Consider the following 21,901-nt stretch of genomic DNA (forward strand, 5'->3'; position numbering starts at 1 on the left):
CGCCATCTTCATGAAGGAGGTACATCTGAGACGAAGCCTCCGGCCCGGTAAAGACGGCCCAGATCCGGCAGCTGGTTACGGGGCTGCCGGCCGGCTGAAAGTCGATCTCCACGCCCGGCCCCTCATCCCGAAATGAACCCGCCCTCCAGGTCCCAGCTCCAGAAACTCGCTCACCCTCGGGCCGGACACCCTCCGGATCGCAGGGATGGCCCAGGGAGATGTTGTCCGCGATGAACCTCCCATCACTCAGGAGATCCATCCTCCCGCCCTGAGGACTTTCCCATGCACCGACCGCATCCGACTTTCCCACCCCGCCAGGGTTCCGATCCACCGAAGCCAAGAAGTAGTACCCGAGGAAGCCGACAGAAAGAATTGCACCTACAACCACAGCAAGTGCTGTCGCAGCGCGGCGCGATGGCCTTCTCACAGCCCGCCGCCCTCCGGTCACGGCTCCGTCGGCGCCGACTGCTTGGAGTCCCGGGGCGGCGTCTGCTCGCCCTCGTCGCTCGTGGCCAGCCAGCCGCCGACGCCGACCGCCGCCGCGACGGCGAGCGCGGCGACGCCCAGGGCGATCCGGCGCTTGCGGACCGATTCGGACTTGTGGCGCGCGGAGCCGGGCCGGCGCTGGCCGGGTGTGCGCGGGGCGCGGGCGGTGCCGCGCGCGCCACCGGCGAGCTCGTCGGGGGCCGGGACACGCATCGAGGTGTGGGTGTCGCGGTTGGAGTCCGTGGGTGCCGCGCCGGGGACGAGCGGGACCGCGCCGCGGCGGCGCACCTCGCCCGGGACGGCCGGGGCGACGTCCTCGTACGGCTCCGCCGAGGGCTCGGCGTCCGGCTCGTCGACGTCCAGCGGCGGCATGCCGACCAGCAGCGGCAGCAGATCGCGCAGCCGGGTGCCGACCTCGGAGGCGCGCAGCCGGGAGGCCGGGGCCTTGGCCAGGCACTGGACGATCAGCTGCCACAGCTCGTCGGGGATGCCCGGCAGCGGGACCACGGTCTCGGTGACATGGCGGCGCAGGACCGCTCCGGGGTGGCCGCCGCCGAAGGGCGTGAAGCCGGCGAGGAGCTCGTACAGCACGGTGGCGAGGGCGTAGATGTCGACGGCGGCCCGTGGTGGCAGGCCCTCGACGATCTCCGGGGCCAGATAGTCCGGCGTGCCGATGATGCGGGTCGTCTTGGTGCGGCGCGGGGTGTCGATCAGCTTGGCCACGCCGAAGTCGGTCAGCAGCGCCGGGTGGGATCCCGCGGGGCCGAGCGGGCCCTCCATGTCGAGCAGGATGTTCTCCGGCTTGACGTCGCGGTGGACGACTCCGGCGGCGTGCGCGGCGGCGAGGCCGTCGGCGACGTCCGCGATGATCGCGACCGCCGCCTCCGGGGCGAGCCTGCGCTCGCGGTCGAGACGGGTGCGCAGGTCCGTGCCGCGTACGAGGTCCATCACGAGCGCAAGGTCGTTGCCGTCGACGACGAGGTCGCGGACGCCGACGACCTTGGGGTGGTCGAGTCCGAGCAGGGCCGTGCGCTCCTGCACGAAGCGCCCGACGAGCTCCTGGTCGGAGGCGAGGTCTTCGCGCAGCAGCTTGATGGCGACGGGCCCTTCGGGCCCCTCGCCGAGCCACACCGTGCCGGCGCTGCCCCGCCCGAGGATCTGGTGGGCGGTGTACCGGCTGCCGATATTCCGTGCCAAGACTGCTCCCTCAGCGGCTGGCGATCCCCACAAAATACGCGGGCATCCGGGGCCTGTGTGCCCGCTACGGAGCCAACCTTCACTTCTGCGGGGGAAATCACCCCTCAGAAGTCGACAAAGCTACGGAGTCACTGCTGTCCGGGGACCGATCCGGTGTTCGGGTCCGTGGTGCCCGGGTCGGAGCCGCCGAGGTCGGAGATCCAGTTCGACACCTTGGTGATGCCGTCGCCGATCGCGTCCCAGTAGCTCTTGCCCTCCGCGATCCAGCCCTGGAGCGGGGTCAGCTCCCAGACCAGCCAGCCCGCGACGAAGATCAGGACCAGCGAGACCAGACAGCCCTTGAGGCAGCCGAGGCCCGGGATCCGCGTCCGGTTGGGGTTGCGCTGGCGCGGCTGCCGCGGTGCGGGCTGCTGGGGCGGCGGCTGCTGTGGAGGCGCGTACGGCTGCGGGGCGTACTGCTGACGCTGCGGCTGGGGCTGCTGCCGCCGGGGCTGCGGTCGCTGCTGCTGGGGCTGCGGCTGCGGCGGGTACTGCTGCTGCTGATACTGCGGCGGCTGCTGCTGGGGCCGCTGCGGCTGGCGCTGCGGACGCCGGCGCAGCGGGTCCTGGCTCGGGTCCAGGTACTGGACCTGGGTCTGCTCGTTCCGGTCGCGGGCCGCCTGGAGCTGGGACTGCCAGGGGTGCGGGTCCTCGGGGCGGGACTGCCCCGGAGACACGGGCGGCATGACCGAGGTGGGGTCGGCATTGGGGCCGTTCGCGGCGTTGGTCGGCATGACGCTGGTCGCGGCGTTGGGGTCGTACGCACCGGCGTTGCCCGGCAGCACCTGCGTCGGGTCGGCCGCGCCCGGGGTGTCGGGCACCTGGGCCGGCGCCAGGTCGGGTCCGAGCAGGGCGGCGACGCCGAGCGCGGCCTCGACCTGCGCGGACGAGGAGTGCACGCCGATGCCGGCCGCGACGGTGCGCAGCCCGCGGGCGAGGTTCTCGGCGCTCGGCCGCTCGGACGGCTCCTTGCGCAGACACCGCTCTATGACCGTCCAGAGCGGCTCCGGGACGGTGGTGGGACGGCGGGGCTCCTCGCTGAGGTGGCGGTGGAGCACTTCGAGCGCGGTAGCGCCGGCGAACGGCGGCCGGCCGGTGACCAGCTCGTACAGCAGAATGCCCGCGCCGTAGATGTCGACGGCGGAGGTCTGCGGGCGGCCCTCGGCGGACTCCGGCGCGACATAGGCCGGGGTGCCGACGAATTCGTGGGTACGGGTCAGGCCCGGGGAGTCCGCGAGGCGCGCGATGCCGAAGTCGGTCAGCATCGGGTGCAGCTGGCCGTCGGCCTCGGTCTTCAGCAGGACGTTCGCGGGCTTGAGGTCGCGGTGGACGACGCCGTCGGCGTGGCTGGCGGCGAGCGCGTCGGCGATCTGCGCGGTCATCAGCGCGGCGGCGACCGGGGTGAACGGGCCGTTCTCGCGGAGATAGCGGTGCAGGTCGGGGCCGTCGACCAGGTCCATGACGAGAGCGAGGAGATCGCCCTCCACGACCAGGTCGCGGGTGCGCACGATGTTCGGGTGGGTCAGGCGGAGCAGGACGGAGCGCTCGCGCAGAAAGCGCATCACCACGTCCGCGTCGTTCGCCAGCTCCTCCTTGAGGACCTTGATCGCGACCGTCTCGCCGGGCTGGCCCGGTACCGCCGCCTCGGCGCCCGCGGTCTCCCGCTGGCTGGCCCGCCAGACGGTGCCCGTGGCCCCGCGCCCGAGTGGCTCCTCGAGCAGGTACTTGCTGCCTACCGGCCGCACGTCATGTGCTCCCTGCTGATCGTGGTCCTTGCGTGGCCCGGGCCACTGCCGATACCGCCCGGGTGTCCGACCCACTTTAGGGGGTGGACCTGTCACCGGCCGGTCGTCTTGCCTGCGGTCCTCTCCTGCCGACGGCCGGTTCGTCGCCCGGTTGTCCTGCGGCGCCGCTTCCGGCGTGGATTCCGACGTGGATTCCGACGTGGATTCCGGCGCTGCTCGAAGGAAAGACGCGGGCATCGTACGGTTTGGTTGCCGAACGGCCGTACCGCGCACGTCACTCCGGTTCCGGATCAGTGCTCAACCAGCCATTTTTCCGCCCGGAGCGGACCAATCAAGATCACTTAATGCCGGTCCCCGGGCGTGTTGTCAGTGGCAGGTGCGAGGATGCCTTCAGCACGCAGTCGTGGGGACGGGAGCCCTGCGCCGCGTGCCGACCTGCCGGGTGGGGGCGATCACAGGCGGCTCCCCTGCCGGGCACCCCGCGCAGAAGGGATTGCTGACGGCGATGCAGATCCGGCTGACCGTTCTCGCGCCGCGCAGCGGGCAGTCCGCTGGCGCGGGACACACTGCTGCGGGACACACCCCCGCACCCACTCCGCTGTGCGCGTGCGACGTGCTGATCACCGCGCCCGCCGGGACGGCTCTGGCCGCGGTGGCCTCCGACCTCGCGGCCGCCGTCGCGGGACCCGACGCCTCGGGCGCTGTCGTGCTGTACGCGGGCCAGGAGCGGCTCGACGCGCAGCGGCGCACCCTGGGCGAGCCGCCGCTGGTGGACGGCGCGGTGCTGTCCCTCCAGTTCCCGGGCGACGACGAGTCGCCGGGCGCGGACACCTCGGCCCAGCTCCATGTCGTCGCGGGCCCGGACGCGGGCGGGGTCCATCTGCTGCACGGCGGCCAGGTCCGCATCGGCCGCTCCGCAGACGCGGACGTACCGCTGGACGACCCCGATGTCTCGCGTCTGCACTGCGCGGTGACCGTCGCGGAGGACGGCCGGGTGACGGTCGCGGACCTCGACTCGACGAACGGCACGACCCTGGCGGGCACCCCGGTGGGCTCGCGCCCGGTCCGGCTGCCCGCGGGCGCGCTGCTGCGCCTCGGCGAATCGACGCTCCGCCTGGCGGTGGGGGCGGACGCCTGCCCGCTCCCGACGACACCGGACGGCGAGGGACACCTCCGTGTCCAGCGTCCCGAGGAAGAAGAGGAGCCCGCGCCCGCGGACCGTGCCGACAGCAGTGCGGACGGGTCGGCTCCCGCCGCGGCGACTCGCAGCGGTTACGGCACCAGCGCCTCCGCCACCGCCGTCTGGGGCGGCATGGCCACCGGTGCGTACGGGACGGGCAGTTGGAACGCGGGCCCCGAGCTGCGCCCCGACGACACGCATCTGCGCGTGCCTCCGCAGTACGACCCCGGCCGCGCGGGCGGCGACACCATGCACTCGCGGGTCGGTGACGCACAGGACACCGCTCCCGAAACCCCTGAGGCACACAGTCGGCAGGGCAGCACACCGGATCGCGGCACACCGCTGTCCGGGGCTGCTCGCAAGCGCGGGATAGGGGCCTGGGCGCGGCGGCTGGCCGGCGGGCGCGAGGAGCCCGCCGCCGAGGTCGCGCCGCAGCCCGAGGAACTTTTCAGCGCAGTGCCCCTGGTCGAGAGCTGGCCGGACCCCGCCGCCGTGCTGCTCACCGCGCTCGGCCCCGGTCCGCGGCTCTGGGAGCGAGGGCCCGCGCATCCCGAGTCCCTGGTGCTGCGGCTCGGCACCGCCGACCGGGCCGACCTGCCGTCCGTGCCGGTGACCGTCGGGCTGCGCGAGGCCGGTTCGCTCGGGCTCGCCGGGCCCAGGGCGCGGCTGACCGGTCTCGCCAGGTCCGCCGTGGCTCAACTCGCCGCGCTGCACTCGCCCGTCGACCTGGAGATCGTGCTGATCAGCACGGACCGGGCGCGGGGCCTGGAGGAGCGGAAGGCCGAGTGGGGCTGGCTCGGCTGGCTGCCGCACCTGCGCCCCGCGCGCGGCCAGGACTGCCGGCTGCTGCTGGCGTACGACCGCGATCAGGCAACGGCCCGTACCGCGGAGCTGACCCGCAGGCTGGACGACGGTCCGCTCGGCCCTGGCTGGCCGAGCGCGGACCGCGCGGCTGTCTCCGAGGCGGCCGAGCAGTACGACGGCGCGCGCACCGTGGTCATCCTCGACGGCGACCCGGGCTCGTCCGTGCTGCGCGAGACGACCGCCCGGCTGGCCGGGGCGGGCGCGGCCGCCGGGATACATCTGATCTGTCTGGCCGAGACCCCGGCCGCCTCGCCTCTGTCGCCGGTCGCGGCGACATACGAGTCGGCGTGCGCGGCCTCGCTCGCCTTCCGCGAGTGCGGCGCGGTCGCGCTGCTCAGCGGCGATGTGGCGACCGCGCTGCGGCTGATGCGTACGGTGGGCGGCCGACCGGCCGGCCATGGCACCGTCGGCGCGGTGGACGCGGTGTCCGCGGCCTGGGCGGAGCGCTTCGGCCGCGCGCTCGCGCCGCTGCGCGCGGAAGGCAGCGGCATACAGCCGGGCAGGACGTCGGCCCTGCCCCGGTCCGCGCGACTGCTCGACGAGCTGGGCCTGGCCCGCGCCACCCCCGCGTCGCTGATGGCGCGCTGGGCAGCCTCGGCCGGCGACGGCACCGCGGTGCTGGGCGCGGGTCCGCGTGGCCCGCTGGCGGTCGATCTGACCGACGAGGGTCCGCATGTGCTGATCGAGGGCCCGCCGGGCAGCGGCCGGACCGAGCTGCTGCGTTCTGTCGCGGCCTCGCTGGCCGCCGCGGGCCGCCCGGACCGGCTCGGTCTGCTGCTGGTCGACGGCGCGGGCGGCGAGCGCGGCGAAGGACTCGCGGCCTGTACGGAACTGCCGCATGTCACCGAGCACTTGGTGGCCAGCGACCCGGTCCGGATGCGGGCCTTCGCGCAAGCGCTGGGCGCGGAGCTGAAGCGGCGGGCCGAGCTGCTGGGCGGCGAGGACTTCGCCGAGTGGCACACCCGGCGCGAGGTCACGGACCGGATAGTCGGCCAGCGGCCGCCGAGCGCCGCCGAGCAGCGCGGCGACCTCGATTCTCCGTCGAGCGGCACGCTGCGGCTGCGGCCCGGGGCGCGCACGAAGGCGGAAGGTCCGGCCCCGCTGCCGCGACTCGTGGTCCTGGTGGACGACTTCGACGCGCTGGTGGCTCCGGGGCTCGGCAGCCCCGGCCGCCCGGCTGCCGGTTCGGTCGTACGGGCGCTGGAGGCGGTGGCGCGGGACGGCGAGCGGCTCGGCGTCCATCTGGTGGCGACATCCGCGCGGCCGGACCGCACGGCCGACACGGAGTTGGCGCAGGGCGCGCGGCTGCGGGCGGTGCTGGACGCGCCGCCGGCATCGGCGGGTCCGGAGGATCCGGTCCCCGGGCGCGGCAGGTTGGGACATCCGGACGGCCGGGTGACCGCGTTCCAGGGCGGCAGGGTCACGGGGCGGATTCCGCGTACGGCGACCTTGCGTCCGACTGTGGTGCCGCTCGAGTGGGAGCGGATGGGCGATCCACCGACCCGGCGTCCGGTTCGCGAACTGGGCAATGGGCCAACGGACTTGGCGCTGCTGGCGAGCGCGCTGGAGCGGGCCGCGCGATCGGTGGACGCGGTGCCGCTGCCTCCGCTCTCGCCTGCACACCCTTGACCGAAGACCGTTCGGCGGCTGATCGGTGACTGATCGGTGACTGATCGTCGGGACGATTGTTCCGTTTGACATGACATCCCGTCACAACGGCATTACGAAAGGCTCCCTGACGCCCAGTGCACTATTGCGACGTCCCGATACCGGGCGTACACCTGTCGGTCAACGGGACAGTGCACGCGGGAGAGACGGGGCAGTAATGCGCACAACTCTTCGTACGAGCAGGACCGCAGTGGTGTTCGCCGCGATCGGCGCACTCGCCGTCGCCGGATGCGGCGACAGCGACGACAAGGCGACACCGGGCGAAACCAATGACAAGGAGTCGGCGGCCACCGTCCAACTGCCCAGGCTGAACGGCGAGAAGATAGAGGTGGCCGCGGTCTGGAGCGGCCCCGAGCAGGAGAACTTCACCAAGGTCCTCAAGGAGTTCGAGAAGCGGACCGGAGCGACGGTCACCTTCGTGCCCGCGCAGGACCCGATCATCAACTTCCTCGGCACAAAGATCGCCGGCGGCGCTCCGCCCGATGTCGCGATGCTGCCGCAGGTCGGCGCGATCCAGCAGGCCGTGGAGCGCAAGTGGGCCAAGCCCGTCGGCACGGAGGCCAAGGCCCAGTTGACGAAGAACTATTCCAAGGGCTGGCAGGACCTCGGAGCGGTGAACGGCGAGCAGTACGGCGTGTATTACAAGGCCGCCAACAAGTCGCTGATCTGGTACAACAACACCGTCTTCGAGAACGCGGGCGCGCAGGAGCCGAAGACCTGGAAGGACTTCCTGGCCACCGCCGAGACGATCTCCGCCTCGGGTGTCACGCCCGTATCGGTGGCCGGCGCGGACGGCTGGACGCTCACCGACTGGTTCGAGAACGTGTATCTCTCGCAGGCCGGTCCGGAGAAGTACGACCAGCTGGCACAGCACAAGATCAAGTGGACCGATCCGTCCGTGGCGACGGCGCTGACCACGCTCGGCGAGCTCTTCGGCAAGCCGAATCTGATCGCGGGCGGCGCGGACGGCGCGCTGCAGACCGAGTTCCCGACGTCCGTCACCCAGACCTTCACCGGCGGCGACCAGCCCAAGGGTGCGATGGTCTTCGAGGGCGACTTCGTGAGCGTCAACATCGGCCAGACCAAGGCCAAGATCGGCACGGACGCGAAGGTGTTCCCCTTCCCCGCGGTCGGCGAGTTGGCGCCGGTGGTCACGGGCGGGGACGCGGCCGTCGCGCTGAAGGACAGCAAGGGCGCGCAGGCGCTGCTGACCTTCCTCGCGTCGCCGGACGCGGCCAAGATCTCGGCCGGGGCGGGCGGCTTCCTGTCGCCGAACAAGTCGCTGGACCTTGCCGCGTATCCCAATGACGTACAGCGCAATATCGCCAAGGCGCTGATCGCGGCGGGCGACGACTTCCGCTTCGACATGTCGGACCAGATGCCGCAGTCGTTCGGCGGCACGCCCGGCAAGGGCGAGTGGAAAGCGCTGCAGGACTTTCTGAAGAACCCGAAGGATGTGGCCGGGGCCCAGCAGAAGCTGGAGTCGGACGCCGCCAAGGCGTACAAGAGCTGACGGGTGACCACAGCGGCGAACGCGGGAGGCACGGTGCCCCCCGGCGGTAAGCGCAAGAGCGTGACTGGCACCCGGAAGATCGTCGCGGCCGGCTTTCTGCTGCCCGCGCTGGTGCTGCTGGGCGCGCTCGTGGTCTACCCGATCGGGTACTCGGTCTACCGGTCCTTCATCGACCAGTCCGGCAGCGGCTTCGCCGGGCTCGACAACTACAAGGAGATATTCACCGACGACACCATCCTCACCGCGGTCAAGAACAACGCGATCTGGGTGGCACTCGCGCCGACCGTCTCGACGGCGCTCGGACTGATCTTCGCCGTGCTGACCGAACGCGTGCGCTGGGGTACGGCGTTCAAGCTGATCGTCTTCATGCCGATGGCGATCTCGATGCTCGCGGCGGGCATCATCTTCCGGCTGGTGTACGAACAGGATCCGGACCGCGGAATCGCCAACGCGATCTGGGTCGGCGTCCATGACACCTTCTCCGAGTCGACCGGATTCCCCAACGCGCATCCGCTGCCGGTGGCCCCGCTCAAGGCGGGCGGCCAGGGGTCCTTCGTCACCAAGGAGCCGGTCACCGCGGGCACTCAGGTGCAACTGCCGCTGGTCGGCGTCGCGCCGGCGAAGATGCCGTCGGACGCGAAGCCCGCGAAGGCGGCGCAACCGGACGACGGGAAGATCACCGGAACGGTGTGGCTGGACTTCACCAAGGGCGGCGGCGGCAAGCCCAATGTCATCGACGCCAAGGAACTCGGCCTCGAGGGCATCAAGGTGGAGGCGGTCAAGGACGGCAAGGTGGTGGCCTCGGCGCGGGCGGGCGCGGACGGTACGTTCACCCTGCCCGCGTCGGCGGACGGAGCCCAACTGCGGCTGCCCGCCGACAACTTCAGAGAGCCGTACAACGGCGTCAGCTGGCTCGGCCCGTCGCTGGTCACTCCGGCGATCATCGGCAGTTACGTATGGATGTGGGCGGGCTTCGCGATGGTGCTGATCGCGGCCGGACTGGCGAGCGTGCCGCGTGAACTGCTCGAAGCGGCACGGGTGGACGGCGCGAACGAGTGGCAGGTCTTCCGCAAGGTGACCGTGCCGCTGCTGGCGCCGGTCCTCGCGGTGGTGCTGGTCACGCTGATGATCAACGTCCTGAAGATCTTCGACCTGGTCTTCATCATCGCGCCGGGCTCGGCACAGGACGACGCGAATGTGCTCGCGCTGCAGCTGTACCGCTCGTCGTTCAGCGACAACAACCTCGGGCTCGGCAGCGCGATCGCCGTACTCCTGCTGTTGCTGGTGATTCCCGTGATGTTGTTCAACATCCGGCGGATGCGAAGGGAGGGTCGCCGATGACCACGACCGACGGTGTGGTGAAGGCGAAACAGTCCCTTCCCGCACGGATCGCGGCGCGCGCGAGCGGCGGCGTGATGCGGGTGTTCCTGGTGCTGATCGGCCTGTTCTGGCTGATGCCGACGATCGGACTGCTGATCTCGTCGCTGCGGAGTCCCGCGGACATCGGCGGGAGCGGCTGGTGGAAGGTGTTCACCGAGCCCGCGCAGCTGACCACCGAGAACTACTCGCGGCTGCTGGAGAACGAGGCGATCACCGACTCGCTGGTCTCCAGCGTGCTGATCACGGTGCCTGCGACGGTCCTGGTGGTGGTGATCGGCTCGTTCGCCGGTTACGCCTTCGCCTGGATGGACTTCCCGGGCCGCGACTGGTGGTTCCTGGTGGTCGTGGGTCTGCTGGTGGTCCCGGTGCAGGTGGCGCTGGTGCCGGTGTCGAAGCTGTTCGGCGAGATCGGCATCTTCGAGACGACGATCGGCGTGATCGTCTTCCATGTGGCGTTCGGCCTGCCGTTCGCGATCTTCCTGCTGCGGAACTTCTTCGCGGAGATCCCGAGGGAACTGCTGGAGGCGGCCCGCCTGGACGGCGCGGGCGAGATCCGCCTGTTCACGCGTGTCGTGATGCCGCTCGGCGGCCCGGCGATCGCGTCGCTCGGCATCTTCCAGTTCCTCTGGGTCTGGAACGACATGCTGGTGGCGCTGATCTTCGCGGACTCGGAGAGCGCGCCGATCACGGTGGCGCTCCAGCGCCAGGTCCGCCAGTTCGGCAACAACATCGATGTGCTGGCGCCGGGCGCGTTCGTCTCGATGATCATCCCGCTGGCGGTCTTCTTCGCGTTCCAGCGGCAGTTCGTGACGGGAGTGATGGCAGGCGCGGTGAAGTGACGTTCCCGGGGGCACTGCCCCCGGGAGCCTTAGGGGCTCGGGGACCTGCGCTCCAGGGCCTGGGCCCTTTGCAGCGCGGGTTCTCGCCCACACAGGCTCCGGCCCCTGGGCGTGCGCCCCTTGTACGGCTCGGGCACGGGGCCCCTCCGGGCTCGACTCCTCGGGGTCGGCGGCATACAGGCGCTTGCATTGCGCGCCCGGGTCTTGCCGCCAATCCCTGCGGGGCCGACCCTGCACGGCCCCTCCCCCCACCGGACGGGCGCTCCGTGCCCGGGCGCCTGGTTCGTTCAGCCCGGGCGAGGGGACGCGCAGGGGTCGTGTTCTGGACGTAAAGCGGCGCAACTCGCGCGAAGCGCGGTGAGGAAAGCAGTCCAGGACACGAGCCCCGGAGCGACCCCGGACCCGCACCCGCGGGGACCCGCACCCGCGGCAGCCGGACCCGCGGGGCCCCCGGGGCAGCCGCCCCCGGGAAATCAGGCCCGCAGCGCCGCTACCGCCGACGACGCCAAATCGTCCAAGTACCCCTTCGGCAGCCCCGACCTCACCACCACCAGCCGCCAGTACAGCGGCCCCACAATCAGGTCCAGCGCCCTGTCCGGGTCCGTGTCCTCCGGAAGTTCGCCCCGGGCCACCGCGTCGCGGACCACCAGTGCCGCCACGCCCTGCTGGCTGTCCAGCAGTGCCGCCTTGATCGCGTCCGAGATCTCCGGGTGGCGCGCCGCCTCGACCAGCAGGTCCGGGATGACCTGCGAGGCCACCGGATGGCGCAGTGCGTGCGAGGCGACTTCCAGCAGCGCCCGTACGTCCCCGTACAGCGATCCCGTCGCCGGCGCGGGCAGCCCCTGCGCCGCGAACGCCGAGACCAGGTCCAGCACCAGCGACAGTTTCGACTTCCACCGCCGGTAGACCGCCGTCTTCCCGACGCCCGCCCGCCGCGCGATGCCCTCGATCGACATCCGCGCGAAGCCGACCGCCGCCAACTCCTCGAAAACGGCTGTGCGGATCGCTTCGGTCACGTCCTCCCGGAGCACTGCGGCTCCCGCGGGGGCACGTCGTGGAGTTCCCGGGTCCGTGGTCATGCCCAGGAGCATACCCGTCACGACGAGACGGTTGCGTTGCGACGTCGTTCCGTCCTAACCTCACCGTAGCGACGAAACGGACCCGTCCCATCGCCAGCACACATTCCTGCCCCCGGCGAAAGCGACCAGCGTGAGCAGCCATCCAACCGAAAGCCTCAGCGAGCTCGCCGCCCGCCACGGCCTCACCGTCAGCGGCGCGCGCCCCTCCCTCGGCGCGTACATCGGGCAGCTGTGGTCCCGGCGCCACTTCATCACCGCGTTCGCGACCGCCCGCCTCACCGCCCAGTACAGCCAGGCAAAACTCGGTCAGGTCTGGCAGCTGATGACGCCGCTGCTCAACGCCGCCGTCTACTACTTCATCTTCGGCGTCATCCTCGGTACCAGCGACCACGTCGCCGACTTCGTGCCCTTCCTCGTCACCGGCGTCTTCATCTGGACCTTCACCGCCAACTCGATCATGGCCGGGACCCGTGCCATCTCCGGCAACATCGGCCTGGTCCGCGCGCTCCACTTCCCGCGCGCCTCGCTCCCGATCGCGCTCGCCCTCCAGCAGCTCCAGCAGCTGCTGTTCTCGATGGGCGCGCTCATCGCGATCCTGATGTGCTTCGGCCAGTTCCCGCGGCCCTCCTGGCTGCTGGCGATCCCGGCGCTGCTGCTCCAGTCCGTCTTCAACACCGGCCTGTCGATGGCCATGGCCCGCATCGCCGCGCACACGCCCGACGTCTCGCAGCTGATGCCGTTCCTGCTGCGCACCTGGATGTACGTCTCCGGTGTGATGTGGTCCATCGACAAGGTGCTCAGCCACGACCAGCTGCCGCACGCGCTGTTGCTGGCACTGGAGCTCAACCCGGCCGCCGTCTACATCGACCTGATGCGCTTCGCGCTCATCGAGAGCTTCACCGCGGCCCAACTGCCGCCGCACGTCTGGGTCGTGGCCCTGTTCTGGGCGGCGCTCTTCGGGGCGGGCGGATTCGTGTACTTCTGGAAGGCGGAGGAGCAGTACGGCCGTGGTTGAGACAACCGAGACACAGACACGCACCCAGGCACCGACCGTCGTCGTCGACGGCGTCCACGTCACCTACAAGGTCAACGGCGCCCGCACCGGCCGCGGCAGCGCCACCACCGCGCTCAGCCGGATCATCTCCCGCAGGGCCGCCCCCGGCGTCCGCGAGGTGCACGCCGTCAAGGGCGTCACCTTCGCCGCGTACAAGGGCGAGGCCATCGGCCTCATCGGCTCCAACGGCTCCGGAAAGTCGACCCTCCTCAAGGCCATCGCCGGTCTGCTCCCGCCCACCGAGGGCAAGGTCTTCACCCAGGGCCAGCCGTCCCTGCTCGGTGTGAACGCCGCGCTGATGTCCGATCTGACCGGCGAGCGCAATGTCATCCTCGGCGGCCTCGCGATGGGCATGACGCGCGAGCAGGTCCAGGAGCGGTACGACGACATCGTCGACTTCTCCGGGATCAACGACAAGGGCGACTTCATCTCGCTGCCGATGCGTACGTACTCCTCCGGCATGGGCGCCCGGCTGCGGTTCTCCATCGCCGCCGCGAAGAGCCATGACGTGCTGCTGATCGACGAGGCGCTGTCCACCGGCGACGCCCGTTTCCGCCGCCGCAGCCAGCAGCGCATCGAGGAGCTGCGCGCGGAGGCGGGCACGGTCTTCCTGGTCAGCCACAGCAACGGGACCATCACCGAGACCTGCGACCGCGCGCTCTGGCTGGAGGCCGGGACGCTGCGGATGGACGGTCCGGCGAAGGAGGTCGTCGCCGCGTACGAGGAGTTCACCAGCGCCAAGAAATAGCGTCACCGGCCCGAGCGGAATAGCCAAAGAACCGACCAAAGCGGGCTAAAGTACCCGCCGATGACGCCCCATCGGATCGCCCCGCTCCCGTCCGCCCACCACCTCGCTCCGGCATCGAGGGCCACCCGCCCCGGTGCCGGCCGTCTCCTCCCCCGCGCCCGGCAGGCCGCCGCACTCACCGCCGTCTGGACGGCGACGCGCCTGGGCATGATCGGCCTGCTGCTCATCGACCGCCTGGGCGACTCCGGCGTCGCCGGCGAGGTGCACACGCTCTACCGGCACTGGTACGAGCAGCTCGTGCAGGGCGCGTTCCCGCTGAACGACGTCACCTGGCAGTACCCGCCCGGCGCCGCCCTCGTCTTCCTCGCTCCGGGCGCGCTGCCCTGGCTCACGTACTTCCAGGCCTTCGTCGCTCTCACGCTCGCCGCGGACGCCGTCATCACCGCCGCACTCGCCCGCGCCGGCGTGCGGGGCGCCTGGCTGTGGGTCTGCGGACTGCCGCTGCTGCTGAATCTGCCGCTGGCTCGGTACGACGTCCAGGTCACCGCCGTCGCCGTGGTCGCGCTGCTCGCCGTGCGCAGGCGGCCGCGGCTCGGCGGGGCGCTCGCCGGACTCGGCGCGACCATCAAGGTCTGGCCGCTGCTCGCGGTACTCGGCACGCCCCGGGGACGTACCACCCGCGAGGCCTGGCTGTCGGCCGCCGTCTGCGCCGCCGCGGTGCTCGCCGCGCTCTCGCTCGGCTTCACGCACACGCTCGACTTTCTGCGGCAACAACAGGCGCGAGGCGTGCAGATCGAGTCGCTCGGCGGGACGTTCCTCCAACTCGCGCGGAAGGCGGGCTGGAGCGGCGAGATCCGGTACCAGTACGGCGCCTTCGAGTTCACCGGCCCGTATGTGACGAGCGTGGCGCGGCTGTCGCTGGCACTGACCGTCGCCGCGCTGTGCTGGCTGGTGCTGTGGCGGGTCAGGGCCAGGCGCTGGACTCCTGCCACACCGCTGGACGCCGCGTTCACCGCCGTACTGCTCTTCACCGTCACCAGCCGGGTGATCAGCCCGCAGTATCTGATCTGGCTGCTCGGTCTCGCCGCGGTCTGCCTCACCTCCCGGCACACCTCGCAGCGCCCGGTCGCGCTGCTGATGCTGCCGGCGGCCGCGCTGAGCGCACTGGCCTATCCGCTGCTGTACGACGACGTGCTGGGCGGCACCGCGCTCGGCTGTGCGCTGATGGTCCTGCGGAACGGGCTGCTGGTCACGGCTGCCGTGGTCTCCTGCCGACGTCTGTGGGCCTCGACGGCCGAGCGCCCGAGCGGACAGCAGCGAGCCCGGCACCATCACGGTGCCGGGCTCGCTCACGCACTACACGTACGAACTAGCGGTGCACACGCAGCAGTTGCCGCATCGTCCGCATCGCCACCGACAGATTCGCCAGGTCGAACGTGTCCGAGCTCTGGATCTCCTCCAGCGTGCTCCGCGCCCGTCCCAGAATCGCCGCGTTCTTCTGCTCCCAGGCCGTGAACCGCTCCTCCGGCGTCGAGCTGCCGTTGCCCACGGTCAGCACATCGGCCGTCAGCATCGCGTGCGCCGCGTACAGGTCCTCGCGGATCGAGGCGCGGGCCATGGACTGCCAGCGGTCGGCCCGCGGCAGTTCGATGATCCGGTCCATGAGCTGCGTCATCTGGAGCCTGTCGGCGAGGTCGTAGTACACCTCGGCGACCGCCATCGGCTCCTTCTTCGTACGGTCCGCGATCTGGACGATGTCGAGCGTCGGGAAGGCGGAGGAGAATCCGGCCACCCGCAGCGCCAGTTCCTCCGGCACGCCCTCGCCCGAAAGCTCGTCGAGGATGCCCTGGTACCAGTCCAGGTCCGCGCCGCGCAGCATCTTCGGCAGCTCGCCCCAGACCTGCTCGACACGGTCGGCGAAGAACTCAATCGTCTCGGCGAGCTCCAGCGGCTGCGGCCGGTTGCCCAGCAGCCACCGCGTACCGCGCTCGACCAGACGGCGCGAGTGCAGCCGGATACGGGTCTGGACATCGGCCGCGACCTTGTTGTCCAGGGCCTCGACGGCGTCCCACACCGCGCTCAGACCGAAGATCTCACGGGCCGCGGTCTGCGCCCGCACGATCTCCTCGATCGATGCGCCGGTCTCCTCCCGGAGCCGGTGCAGGAAGGTCGAACCGCCGGTGTTCACGGTGTCGTTGACCAGCACCGTCGTGACGATCTCCCGGCGCAGCGCATGGCCGTCGACCGCCTCGGGGAACCTGTCGCGCAGCGCCTTCGGGAAGTACGCGTGCAACAGCCGGCGCAGATACGGGTCGTCCGGCAGCGCGGTGTGGATCAGCTCGTCCGCCACCGTGATCTTGGTGTAGGCGAGCAGCACGGCCAGTTCGGGCTGGCTGAGACCCTTGCCCGCGTTCAGCAGCTCGCGGATCTGCCGGTCGGCCGGCAGGAACTCCAGCGCCCGGTCCAGCGCCCCGTCCCGGCCGAGCCGGCGCATGAAGCGCTGGTGGGCGTGGAGCAGGCTGGGCGACTGGGCGACGGCGTTGGACAGGGCCACGTTCTGCGCGTAGTTGTTGCGCAGCACCAGCGCGCCGACCTCGTCGGTCATCTCGGCGAGCAGCTTGTTGCGCTGCTTGACGGTCAGATCGCCTTCCGACACCAGGCCGTTCAGCAGGATCTTGATGTTCACCTCGTGGTCGGAGGTGTCCACGCCCGCGCTGTTGTCGATGGCGTCGGTGTTGATCCTGCCGCCGATGCGGTCGAACTCGATCCGGCCGAGCTGCGTCAGACCGAGGTTGCCGCCTTCGCCGACGACCTTGACCCGCAGGTCCTCGCCGTTGACGCGGATCGCGTCGTTGGCCTTGTCGCCGACGTCGGCGTTCGACTCCGAGGACGCCTTGACGTACGTACCGATGCCGCCGTTCCACAGCAGGTCCACCGGGGCCTTGAGGATCGCCTTCATCAGGTCGGCCGGTGTCATCTTGGCGACGCCGGAATCGATGCCGAGCGCCGCGCGCATGTGTGCGTTGACCGGGATCGACTTGGCCGTACGGGGGTGGATGCCGCCGCCGGCCGACAGCAGGTCCTTGTTGTAGTCGGCCCACGAGGAGCGCGGCAGCTCGAACAGCCGGCGGCGCTCGGCGTACGAGGGTGCCGCCTCCGGGTTCGGGTCGATGAAGATGTGCCGGTGGTCGAAGGCCGCGACAAGCCGGATGTGCTCGCTGAGCAGCATGCCGTTGCCGAACACGTCGCCGGACATGTCGCCGACGCCGACGACCGTGAACTCCTCGGTCTGGGTGTCGTGGCCGAGCTCGCGGAAGTGCCGCTTGACCGACTCCCACGCGCCACGGGCGGTGATACCCATGCCCTTGTGGTCGTATCCGGCCGAGCCGCCGGAGGCGAAGGCGTCCCCGAGCCAGAAGTTGTAGGCGACGGCGACCTCGTTGGCGATGTCGGAGAAGGACGCGGTGCCCTTGTCCGCCGCGACGACGAGGTACGTGTCGTCCTCGTCGTGACGTACGACATCGGCCGGCGGGACGACCTCGCCCGCCACCATGTTGTCGGTGATGTCGAGCAGCGCCGAGATGAAGATCTTGTAGCACTCGATGCCCTCGGCGAGCCAGGCGTCCCGGTCCACGGACGGGTCCGGGAGCTGCTTGGCGACGAAGCCGCCCTTCGCGCCGACCGGCACGATCACGGTGTTCTTCACCATCTGCGCCTTGACCAGGCCGAGGATCTCCGTACGGAAGTCCTCACGCCGGTCGGACCAGCGCAGACCGCCGCGTGCGACCTTGCCGAAGCGCAGGTGCACGCCCTCGACGCGCGGCGAGTAGACCCAGATCTCGTACGCCGGGCGCGGCGCGGGCAGATCCGGGATGGCCTGCGGGTCGAACTTCATCGACACATAGCTGTGCTGATGGCCGCCCGCCGCCTCCTGGAAGAAGTTGGTGCGCAGCGTCGCCTTGATGACGGTGAGGAAGGAGCGCAGGATCCGGTCCTCGTCCAGGCTCGCGACCTGGTCGAGCGCGCCGTCCAGCTCCTCGTGCAGCGCGTCGGTCAGCTCGGTGCCGCCGCGCTGGCGCTCCGGCGACATCCGGGCCTCGAAGAGGGAGACCAGCAGCCGGGTGGTGTGGACGTTGGTACGGAGGGTGTCCTCCATGTAGTCCTGGCTGAAGGTGGAACCGGCCTGGCGCAGGTACTTGGCGTACGCGCGCAGCACCATCGCCTGCCGCCAGCTCAGACCGGCGTCCAGCACGAGCGAGTTGAAGCCGTCGTTCTCGGCCTCGCCCATCCACACGGCCGCGAAGGCGTTCTGGAAACGCTCGCGGGCGTCGTCGGCGAGATAGTCACCGTTGCCGGTGGCCTGCGGCATGCGCAGACCGAAGTCGTAGACCCATGCGGCCGAACGGTCCGAGCAGCGCAGCTCGTACGGACGCTCGTCGACGACCTCGACGCCCAGCCGGGTGAGTACCGGCAGCACGGCGGAGAGCGAGACCTGCTCACCGGTGCGGTAGATCTTGAAACGGCGCTCGCCGGGGGCCGCGCCGACCGGCTCGTACAGCGAGAGCGCGAAGTCCTGGTCCGAGCGGTTCAGCTCCTCGAGATGCACCAGGTCGGCGACCGCCGCGCGCGGCGAGTGGTCGGCCTTGTAGCCCTCGGGGAAGGCGTTTCCGTAGCGGCGCAGCAGCTCGGCGGCGCGCTCCTCGCCGCACTCGGCGTTCAGCGCCTCGGCGAAGCCGTCGGCCCAGGAGCGGGCGGCGTCGACGAGCCGGGCCTCGATGCGCTCGGTGTCCGCGTCGGTCAGATGCGGCAGCTCGGTGCCGGGCGGGACCCGGATCACGAAGTGGATCCTGGAGAGGATCGACTCGGTGTTCCACGCGGTGAAGTCGACGCTGCTGCCGCCGAGTTCTTCCTTGAGGATGTCGATGAGCCGCAGCCGGACACCGGTGGTGTAGCGGTCGCGCGGCAGGTAGACGAGGGCCGAGTAGTAGCGCCCGTACTCGTCCTGGCGCAGGTAGAGCCGCAGCCTGCGGCGCTCCTGCAGATACAGGACGGACGTGACGATGGAGCGCAGCTGGTCGGCGGGGGTCTGGAACAGCTCGTCGCGCGGGTACGTCTCGAGAATCTGCATCAGGTCGCGGCCGTCGTGGCTGTTGGGCGAGAAGCCCGCACCGTCGAGGACCTCGGCGACCTTGCGGCGGACGACCGGCACGCGGCGGACGGACTCGGTGTACGCGGCGGACGAGAAGAGCCCGAGGAAGCGGCGCTCGCCGACGACATTGCCCTCGGCGTCGAACTTCTTGACGCCCACATAGTCCAGGTAGCTCGGCCGGTGCACCGTGGAGCGGCTGTTGGCCTTGGTCAGCACGAGCAGCTTGTGCTCGCGGGCCTTCTTGCGGGCGTCGGCGGGCAGCCGGCTGAAGGACGGGCTGACCGGGTGGGACTCGTCGGTGTTGTGCTGCGGGTCGGAGCGCAGAATGCCGAGGCCGGTGCCGGGGACGGCGGCCAGCGCGTCGTTGTCGGTGAGCTCGTACTCACGGTAGCCGAGGAAGGTGAAGTGGTCGGCCGCGAGCCAGCGCAGCAGCTCACGCGCCTCCTCGACCTCCTGGTCGCGCAGATCGTCGGCGGTCGGCTCGTTCGGCAGCTCTTCGGAGATGCGCAGCGCGGCGTCGCGCATCTTCTCCCAGTCCTCGACGGCCTCGCGGACATCGGACAGGACGCGCAGCAGATCGGCGGTGATCTGCTTGAGGTCTGCGCGGTCGGTCTCGCGGTCGATCTCGACATGGATCCAGGACTCGACGAGCGCGTCGTGCTGAAGCGCCTTGCCGTTCGTCTCGGCGGGCAGCACCTCGATGAGCTTGCCCGTGACGTCCCGGCGCACAGTGACCTGCGGGTGGATCACGACATGGATGCCGCGTCCCTGCCGGGAGAGCTCGTTGGTGACCGAGTCGACGAGGAAGGGCATGTCGTCGGTGACGACCTCGACGACGGAGTGGCTGCAGGTCCAGCCGTTCTCCTCGACCGTCGGGGTGTGGACCCGCACGTTGGCCGTCCCCTGAGGACGGTTTTCCGCGAGCCGGTAGTGGGAAAGTGCAGCACCGAAGACATCGACCGGGTCGCGGTCGGTCAGGTCCTCCGGTGCCGTGTGCAGGTAGTAGCGCTGGAGGTACGTCAGCAGGGTGGCCCGATCGGGACGATCCCCCTGCTCGGCCCCAGTCGGAAGGTGCCCCCCGACCGGGCTGTTCTCAGCTACCCGGGCGGCCCGTGCGAGCAGCTCGGCTTTGGCTTCGTCCAGCTTGGTCTGCATGTCCTCTGGCTCCTGTCGCGCGCCGTTGCGTGACGTAGGTGGAAGAAGCGGCGCAACGCCACGACGCGGGGTGTCCGGTCGGAGTCGACGCTATGCCGCGATGAGAGATGTCCGAGCCGTTATTGGCCAATTTTGGCGGCGGGGCCGGAACGGGGTGATCAACGACCGCCCGGGCGCTGTGGCGCTCCGGGCGCTGGCCGGGGGCTTCGCTGCCCCCACGGCATATAGCGCTGATCACGGGTCAAGGCTATCGCCCCGCCCCCCCGACCCGTCATGAGCCGTATGTGTACAAAAGCGGGGCCGGAAGTTTGACAGTCTGGACAGCGACACAGGCCCACTCTTGGCAAACAGCCCGTCGCGGTGCAGTTTGGCGATGACGACACGGCGCCACCGCGAGCAGCTGACCCTGCACCCACGGCAGGCAACCGTCGACAGCCCGACACCGGGAGCAGCCATGACAGTGAAGATCCTGATCGTCACCGGCGACGCAGCCGAGTCCCTCGAAGTCCTCTACCCGTACCAGCGGCTGCGGGAGGAGGGGTACGAGGTCCACATCGCGGCCCCCGCCCGCAAGAAGCTGCAGTTCGTCGTGCACGACTTCGAGCCGGGGTTCGACACGTACACGGAGAAGCCGGGCTACACCTGGCCCGCGGATCTGGCCTTCTCGGAGGTCGACCCCGGACAGTATGCCGCGCTGGTGATCCCGGGCGGCCGGGCCCCCGAGTACCTGCGCAACGACCTGGAGCTGCGCAAGATCCTCAAGTCCTTCTTCGACGCCGACCGGCCGGTGGCCCAGATCTGCCACGGCCCGCTGCTGACGGCGGCGATCGGCAGCCTGGAGGGCCGCCGGGTCACCGCGTACCCCGCGCTGGAACTGGACATGCAGGCGGCGGGAGCGAGCTTCCAGGACGCCGAGGCCGTGGTCGACGGCACCCTGGTCTCCAGCCGGGCGTGGCCGGACCACTCTGCATGGATGCGCGAGTTCCTGAAGATCCTGAGGACGAAGGCGCCGGTGACGTAGGCGGCGTTTCGGGGCGAGCGGGCGCGGCGCCCCGGGGGCTGGGGCAGGCACGGCCCAGCGGCGGGCCCGCCCGCGCCCTACGCCACCAGGCGAGTCGCCGCTTCCACCGCTTCCGCGAGCGTGTCCACCACCGGTACGCCCACCGACTCCAGGCTCGCCCTGCTGTGCGAGCCGCCCGTGTACAGCACCGCCAGCGCGCCGACGTGCGCCGCTGCCACCGCGTCGTCGACCGCGTCCCCGATCACCACTGTGCGCTCCGGCGCTGCCAGCCCGTCCAGCGCCGCGAGATGACGCTCCATGTGCAGTGACTTCCCGCCGCCGGACGGCCCCGTGCGCCCGTCCACGCGTATGAAGTGGCTCTCGATGCCGTACCCCCGCACGACCGGGACCAGCTCCTCGTGCCCGTACATGCTCAGCAGCGACTGGCTGCGGCCCGCAGCGCGCCACTCCCGCAGCAGCTCCTCGACACCCTCCGTGAGCCCGCAGCCGACGCGGTGATCGCTGTAGTGCCGGTGGAAGGCCTCGTCCATGACCACCCACTCCGCGTCCGTCGGCAGCCGCCCCATCAGCCGCTCGTAGAACCTGGGAATCGGCACGCAGTACAGCTCGCGGTAGCTCTCGAGTGTGATCGGCTCAAGGCCGATCTCCTCGAAGGCGGCGTTCGTCGCCCCGATGACCGCCTTGATGTCGTCGAGCAGTGTGCCGTTCCAGTCCCAGACCAGATGCGTGTTGTGCTTCCCCATGCGAAAGACCGTACCTGCCGGGTCCGACAACTCGGCCGACG

At 70.7% G+C, this 21,901-nt stretch carries 12 protein-coding genes and 1 pseudogene; 8 read left to right on the forward strand and 5 right to left on the reverse strand.

What is annotated here, in order from left to right; genetic code table 11:
• Positions 1-444: 444 nt before the first annotated feature.
• Together ACH4YL_RS23290 and ACH4YL_RS23295 are read right to left on the reverse strand one after the other, a co-directional pair.
• Complete coding sequence (locus ACH4YL_RS23290; protein ID WP_398509330.1) at positions 445-1,683, reverse strand: serine/threonine-protein kinase; 1,239 nt, start codon at positions 1,681-1,683, stop codon at positions 445-447.
• 128 nt (positions 1,684-1,811) lie between these two features.
• The gene (locus ACH4YL_RS23295) at positions 1,812-3,467 is read right to left on the reverse strand and encodes a serine/threonine-protein kinase (RefSeq protein WP_398509331.1); all 1,656 of its coding nucleotides are present in this window, start codon (positions 3,465-3,467) and stop codon (positions 1,812-1,814) included.
• A gap of 505 nt (positions 3,468-3,972) precedes the next feature.
• Here ACH4YL_RS23295 and ACH4YL_RS23300 point away from each other — a divergent pair.
• The 4 genes from ACH4YL_RS23300 (at position 3,973) to ACH4YL_RS23315 (ending at position 10,911) form a co-directional block, all read left to right on the forward strand.
• Positions 3,973-7,140 carry an FHA domain-containing protein gene (locus ACH4YL_RS23300; RefSeq protein ID WP_398509371.1) on the forward strand — a complete coding sequence of 1,056 codons (3,168 nt, stop codon included), beginning with the start codon at positions 3,973-3,975 and terminating at the stop codon, positions 7,138-7,140.
• 196 nt (positions 7,141-7,336) lie between these two features.
• A complete protein-coding gene (locus tag ACH4YL_RS23305; protein ID WP_398509332.1) occupies positions 7,337-8,692 on the forward strand; it encodes an ABC transporter substrate-binding protein in 1,356 nt (451 codons plus the stop codon).
• Positions 8,693-8,695: 3 nt separating this feature from the next.
• Positions 8,696-10,033, forward strand: a complete 1,338-nt coding sequence (locus ACH4YL_RS23310; protein WP_398509333.1) for a carbohydrate ABC transporter permease — start codon at positions 8,696-8,698, stop codon at positions 10,031-10,033.
• Complete coding sequence (locus tag ACH4YL_RS23315) at positions 10,030-10,911, forward strand: carbohydrate ABC transporter permease (protein WP_398509334.1); 882 nt, start codon at positions 10,030-10,032, stop codon at positions 10,909-10,911. Before ACH4YL_RS23310 ends, ACH4YL_RS23315 begins: the two co-directional genes overlap by 4 nt.
• 473 nt (positions 10,912-11,384) lie before the next feature.
• Here the strand turns inward: ACH4YL_RS23315 and ACH4YL_RS23320 are convergent, their stop codons facing one another.
• A complete protein-coding gene (locus ACH4YL_RS23320; RefSeq protein ID WP_398509335.1) occupies positions 11,385-11,990 on the reverse strand; it encodes a TetR/AcrR family transcriptional regulator in 606 nt (201 codons plus the stop codon).
• A 130-nt stretch (positions 11,991-12,120) separates the two neighbouring features.
• On the opposite strand from ACH4YL_RS23320, the gene ACH4YL_RS23325 reads away from it, so the two are divergent.
• The 3 genes and pseudogenes from ACH4YL_RS23325 to ACH4YL_RS23335 all read left to right on the forward strand — a co-directional run.
• Positions 12,121-13,005, forward strand: a complete 885-nt coding sequence (locus ACH4YL_RS23325) for an ABC transporter permease (RefSeq protein WP_398509336.1) — start codon at positions 12,121-12,123, stop codon at positions 13,003-13,005.
• Positions 12,998-13,792: an ABC transporter ATP-binding protein gene (locus ACH4YL_RS23330; protein WP_398509337.1), complete on the forward strand. Its 795-nt coding sequence runs from the start codon at positions 12,998-13,000 to the stop codon at positions 13,790-13,792. The genes ACH4YL_RS23325 and ACH4YL_RS23330 overlap by 8 nt, the downstream gene beginning before the upstream one ends.
• A 207-nt stretch (positions 13,793-13,999) precedes the next feature.
• A pseudogene (locus ACH4YL_RS23335) lies at positions 14,000-14,836 on the forward strand (glycosyltransferase 87 family protein); the annotation flags it as partial.
• A gap of 325 nt (positions 14,837-15,161) precedes the next feature.
• Here ACH4YL_RS23335 and ACH4YL_RS23340 read toward each other — a convergent pair.
• A complete protein-coding gene (locus ACH4YL_RS23340; RefSeq protein WP_398509338.1) occupies positions 15,162-20,096 on the reverse strand; it encodes an NAD-glutamate dehydrogenase in 4,935 nt (1,644 codons plus the stop codon).
• Positions 20,097-20,550: 454 nt separating this feature from the next.
• Here ACH4YL_RS23340 and ACH4YL_RS23345 point away from each other — a divergent pair, with 454 nt between their 5' ends.
• Complete coding sequence (locus ACH4YL_RS23345) at positions 20,551-21,117, forward strand: DJ-1/PfpI family protein (RefSeq protein WP_398509372.1); 567 nt, start codon at positions 20,551-20,553, stop codon at positions 21,115-21,117.
• Between the two features lie 77 nt (positions 21,118-21,194).
• Here ACH4YL_RS23345 and ACH4YL_RS23350 read toward each other — a convergent pair whose 3' ends face one another.
• The gene (locus tag ACH4YL_RS23350) at positions 21,195-21,860 is read right to left on the reverse strand and encodes an HAD family hydrolase (RefSeq protein ID WP_398509339.1); all 666 of its coding nucleotides are present in this window, start codon (positions 21,858-21,860) and stop codon (positions 21,195-21,197) included.
• Positions 21,861-21,901 lie beyond the last annotated feature (41 nt).

This window comes from Streptomyces sp. NPDC020681, from assembly GCF_044334895.1.
In the GTDB taxonomy this organism is placed as follows: Bacteria; Actinomycetota; Actinomycetes; order Streptomycetales; family Streptomycetaceae; genus Streptomyces.